The sequence below is a fragment of the Schnuerera sp. genome (assembly GCF_035459645.1).
Taxonomy (GTDB): Bacteria; Bacillota; Clostridia; order Tissierellales; family Tepidimicrobiaceae; genus Schnuerera.
The window spans coordinates 1-4,869 of the sequence record NZ_DATHXO010000238.1 but is presented as its reverse complement, the minus strand read 5'-3'; the positions used below and the strand labels follow the sequence as shown (position 1 = coordinate 4,869).

The window sequence follows — 4,869 nt, the reverse complement described above, 5'->3', positions numbered from 1 at the left end:
GAAAAGAAATCCTTTAGCTGGAGTAATAACAGATAGGAAACTAACTAATAAATCCTTTATTAAGAAACTAGAAAAGCTAGGCATTCCTGTTTATTTAGACGGGACGAAGAATACAATTTTTAAGACAAAATAAGACAAGGTGACAAATTGGAGGAATATAAATGCTTTTGGCTTTATTACTAATATTAAAAATACTACTATTTATGAATATCACAAAAGTTGAACATAATAGGATTATAGTATTATTAATAAGCACATTAATAATACTATTCTTCTTTACATTAATATATTTTGGTAAGGGGAAGAAAAATCATAGATTAGCCTTTAAATTCTATGCCACCGTTTCTATAATTACGTTTGCAGATGTAGTTTACTATACTTATTTTAACACATTACCATCTATAAAAATGATAAAGCAGATAGGTCAGGTAGCAGCAGTAGGGGATAGTGTTAAAACCTTATTATCTTTTAAAAATTTATTATTTTTATTGGATTTACCTTTTATCTATATATATTCAAGAAAAAGAAAAACAACAAAGAACTATAATAAATATATAAGATGGGGAGTTCCTGGAACCATAGGTTTAATTTTAGTTATTACATTGGTAATCTTGAGTAAAATCAATCTATTTGGACCAGTAACCAACCAGGTACTATTTACCTATCATGCTAAGGATATAAAGAAAACTATAATGAAGGAAGATATAGAAAATATTGTAAACTTAACAAATAAGGATATTGAAGAATTAAAACAGCGAACTAAATTGGTAGAAGGGAAATATACAGGTTTAGGTCAAGGGAAAAACTTAATAGTAATACAAGTGGAAGCATTGCAAAACTTTGTAATTAACCATTACTATGAAAAACAGGAAATAACCCCAAATTTAAATAGACTTATAAAAGAACAGGGTAGTCTTTATTTCAATAATTATTATCAATTATTAGGTAGAGGGAATACCTCTGATTCTGAATTTGTCACTAATAACTCTCTATATCCTTCTATGGAAGAGCCAACTTATACCCAGTATGCAGAAAATACTTTCTATGGATTGCCTTGGATTTTAAGGGACAATGGATATACTGCTTGGGTATTTCATGGATATGAAAAGGAATTTTGGAATAGAGAGAAGGCTTATCCTAATCAGGGATTTCAACGCTTTATATCCCAAGAGGATTATGAACTAGTAGAAACCTTAGGATTTGGAATAACTGACGAAGAATTCTTCAAACAATCTATACCTTATTTAAAAAAATTGGACAATCTAGATGACAACCCATTTTATGCCTTTATGATTACCCTAACTAGTCACAATCCTTTTACAATGCCAGAAGAATATGAGTATCTGGAAATAAAAGAAGAACATGAAGGCACTATTTTAGGAGATTATCTTCAATCAATCCACTATACAGATATGGCCTTAGGTCAATTTATAGAAGAATTAAAGAAAGAGGGATTATATGATAAATCCATCCTAGCCATATATGGGGATCATTTTGCTATAAATAGTCTAGATAAAGATTATCAAAAATTGGTTACAGATTATTTAGGATATACCTATGATTTAGATGAAATGATGAAGGTGCCTTTGGTAATTCAGATTCCAGGCCTAGAGACCAATGAAACCGTAGATAGAGTAGGCAGTATGCTAGACTTTACGCCAACTATATTGAATATAATGGGCTATGAAAATGAAAAGGGTCTTATGTTTGGTAGAGATTTAATCAACTATGAAGGACAGAACTTCGTAGCTCCACAAACCTATGCCCTAAAAGGCTCCATAATAACTGATGAAATACTACTAGAAATGTCTAGAGACGGAGTATTTGAAAACAGCCGAGTCTATAATATAAAAACAAAAGAAACTTTGGAACCAAAAAATTATTTAGAAGAACATAAAATGGTAATAGAAGAGATAAATAAATCCGACTATATATTGAAAACGGATTTTTTCAGAAGATAATGGGACACCGGGTCAGACCTCCTGTCCCATCAATTGGGACAAGGGGTCTGACCCCTTGTCCCACCTTACCTTTTTATATATAAAAATTTCAAAGAAATTAGAGGAACGTGTAAGATTTTGTAGAAATATGTCTTTAGATTGAGAAAATTTAGACGATATTATCTTTAGGAGGAGGAGTTCATATGAAGATTAAAGCAAAAATAGTGTTATTCACATGTGTCTTATGCATCCTAAGTATTTTCCTCGTATCTTTAGTTAATTATTATTTTACAGCAAAAGAACTTTTAAATGAGATAGAAGAGAATGCTAAGAATACCGCTAAGATTACAGCAAGAGAAATAGATCAGTGGCTAAGCATCCAAAAAAATTCCCTAAAAGAAATAGGTGATGCACTAATATATAATGATGAATTTGAATTTGATTATGTACACAAATATCTAGAAAAGCAAGGAGAAACCAATGGAGAGAATGTATATTATCTTGGATTTCCTAATGGATCTGCAATATTTGGAATTGACTATATACCACCAGATGATTTTGATTGTACTGATAGGGATTGGTACATAGATGCACAAACTACTGATGATGTAGTAATGTCTTCACCTTATATAGACTTTAGAACTGGCGATATCACAGTTACTCTTTCCAAGGCTATTAAAGAAGGCGATAGGTTAGTAGGGGTTTTAGGCTCAGATATATTCATTGACCATCTAGTAGAAATAATTTCAAACTTAGAATTAGGCGAAAACTCTTATGGGTTTCTATTAGATGGAGAAGGGATATTATAACTCACAAAAATGAAGAGTTTAGCCCTGATGCTGAAAAGGGATATGTAAATATAGCTGAAATATTAGATGGGGAGTTAAAGGATATAATAGGGACCGATGAAGATATAGCTAAAAGTAAAAAGTTAAAGGATTATGATAAGGTGGACAGGACCTTTTTCATTGAGGATATGAATGAAACCAATTGGAAGATTGGGGTGGCAATACCTACTGATGAAATACAAAAGCCATTTAAAAACTCCATAAAGATGACTATTATAACTACTGTAATAATTATTATTATAGCAGTTGTATTTTCCATTGTTATCGGGAATTCAATATCCAAACCCATAGGAGAATCTGTAAAACTAGCAGCCAAAATAGAAAAATTAGATTTGACAGAGGATGTAGATAAAAAGACTTTAAAGAGGAAAGATGAAATTGGTCAGATGACAGCATCTTTTCAATCTATAATAGAGCATTTCAAGGACTTTGCAAAAAAAGTAAGTCAATCATCAGAGCGGGTGGCATCATCCTCGGAAGAATTGACATCTGTATCCCAAGAAGCTGCTTCTGCTTCAACTAGCGTAGCTGAATCAGCTGGCGAGATTGCTGTAGACTCAGAAAATCAACAAAGAGATATACTAAATGCCGTATCTGCAATAGAGGAAATATCAGCACAGATTCAAGAGATATCAGCAAATGCAGAAGGTATAAGCAACTTAAGCCAAAATGTTTCCAATAGTTCAGATGAAGGAAGAAACAAGATTGAACAAATCATATCCCAGATGAATAATATAGTTGCAAGTACAGAAAAGGTACAAGTATCCCTAGTAGATGTAGACAACAGCTCCCAGGAGATGGACAATATAATACAGGTAATCCAAGAAGTAGCGGAACAAACTAATTTACTTGCATTAAATGCAGCTATAGAGGCAGCCAGAGCAGGTGAATATGGAAGTGGATTTGCAGTAGTAGCAGAGGAGATTAGAAAATTAGCAGAAGAAGTTCACAATTCCACAAAAGATATATATGAAATAATAAAGAAAAATCAAGATATAATTGATAAGGCAAATAAAAACATGGATTTAAGCAAAGAAGAGGTGGACAAAGGGTTAGTAACAATAGATGAAACCAAAGAGACTTTTATGACCATTATAAATTCAATAGATGAAATATCCAAACAGATAGAAAGCATATCCCAAGCCATGGCACAAGTGGCTGAAGGTACTGAAGATGTGGTAGGTTCTGTAAACTCCATTGAACATATGTCAAGAGAAATATCTGAAAGCGTACAAAACGTTTCGGCATCAACAGAAGAACAAACAGCCTCTATGGAAGAAATAGCATCTGCCAGTGAAAGTTTGGCAATGCTTGCAGAAGAACTTCAAACCCTTATATCTGAGATAAAAATGTAATTGGGACACGGGGTCAGACCCCTTGTCCCAAAGGGATGAGACAGAAAGGAAATTCCAATAAATTATAGAAATATGTATAATATGTATATATCTATAAATAAGGGCGATTTAGTTAGTATGCCTAGATATTTACGAACAATATCATCCACTGGAATATATCATGTGATGCTAAGAGGCGTTAACAGGATGAATATTTTCTTTTATAAAGAAGATAAGCTAAGATTTTTAGACACATTAATAAGGATGAAATCTAATGGAGAGTACATATTATATGGTTATTGCATAATGGACAATCATGTACATTTATTAATAAAGGAAGAAAAAGAGCCATTATCCGGAACAATGAAACGGATAGGCGTTAGCTATTCACTTTATTATAATAAAAAATATGAGAGAGTGGGGCACCTGTTCCAAAACAGATTTAGAAGTGAGTGTATAGAGACGGACGGTAGTCTATTAGCTTGTCTAAGATATATCCACAACAATCCAGTAGAAGCCTATATGGTAAAAGATCCTTCAGCTTACCCATGGAGTAGTTATAACATATACATAAATAAAATGGAAAATAAATATAATATCATATCACCAGACCTAATATTAGATATATTCTCTGAAAACAGAATAGAAGCAATAAAAAAATTTATAGACTTTTCCAGGAAAAATTGTAATAGGACCTTTATGGACTTAGAAGAGGTGGAAGAAAAATCAAAAAGTTTTTATATGAAA

At 32.2% G+C, this 4,869-nt stretch carries 4 protein-coding genes; all 4 read left to right on the top strand.

Annotated elements, in window-relative coordinates; all coding sequences use genetic code 11:
* The first annotated feature begins 161 nt into the window (after window positions 1-161).
* The gene (locus tag VK998_RS05585) at window positions 162-1,961 is read left to right on the top strand and encodes an LTA synthase family protein (RefSeq protein ID WP_325226404.1); all 1,800 of its coding nucleotides are present in this window, start codon (window positions 162-164) and stop codon (window positions 1,959-1,961) included.
* A gap of 182 nt (window positions 1,962-2,143) precedes the next feature.
* A complete protein-coding gene (locus VK998_RS05580; protein ID WP_325226403.1) occupies window positions 2,144-2,749 on the top strand; it encodes a cache domain-containing protein in 606 nt (201 codons plus the stop codon).
* A gap of 140 nt (window positions 2,750-2,889) precedes the next feature.
* Entirely contained in the window at window positions 2,890-4,143 is a 1,254-nt protein-coding gene (locus VK998_RS05575) for a methyl-accepting chemotaxis protein (RefSeq protein ID WP_325226401.1), read from the top strand.
* 72 nt (window positions 4,144-4,215) lie between these two features.
* Window positions 4,216-4,869, top strand: a 654-nt coding sequence (locus VK998_RS05570; protein WP_325226399.1) for a transposase, incomplete at its 3' end; no start/stop codon positions are given.